Source organism: Quyinboa mangrovi (assembly GCF_042219825.1).
Classification (GTDB): domain Bacteria; phylum Bacteroidota; class Bacteroidia; order Bacteroidales; family UBA5342; genus JBHJHP01.
In genome coordinates this window covers 1-579 of record NZ_JBHJHQ010000076.1, presented here as the reverse complement: position 1 = coordinate 579, position 579 = coordinate 1, and the positions used below count along the sequence as shown (strand labels likewise).

Genomic DNA, 579 nt, shown 5'->3' with positions numbered 1-579 from the left:
AACGTTGTGTGCAACCATATTAGAAGGGGAATTACATAATATGAATAAATATATCCTAATAGTTTTCTTTTTTATACAACTTACAACATTTGGACAAAGCACATCAGTTGAAAAATATATTTATTACGAAAATGTAATTAATGATTTAAAGTCTGCTAAAGATCTCAGAAACTTAGAATCCCGATATAATTACGTTTTTGTTCTGTTATTAGACTCTTCAAATATTGAATTAATAGAGGAAACAGGTTATCAGTATCTTGATGAATTTAGACTTTATGCAATGGGACTTAACCTTTCAAATCAGACTGTTGGATTTGTTACTGATAAAAATAACATAACGGAGATTTTTGAGGATGAAAATTCTTTAGAAAAAGTTCTTATTTGTACAAACCTAGATAGTTCGGATATAAAGATGACAACTTTTAATTTCCCGATATATTTAAAAGATAATTTGGCGATATTTGAAACTTCAGGCCCAACTTGGTCTAATACATATATTGCGAGACTTGAAAATGGAAGACTTCAAATAAACTGGCTTGGAGGATTTTTTTCATAGTAAAAAATGGCAGCACACAACAC

At 29.2% G+C, this 579-nt stretch carries 1 protein-coding gene; it reads left to right on the top strand.

Going from position 1 to position 579, the window contains the following annotated elements; all coding sequences use genetic code 11:
* The coding region (locus tag ACE1ET_RS20630; protein WP_375730320.1) for a hypothetical protein at positions 1 to 556 on the top strand (556 nt) is incomplete at its 5' end.
* Positions 557 to 579: the final 23 nt, after the last annotated feature.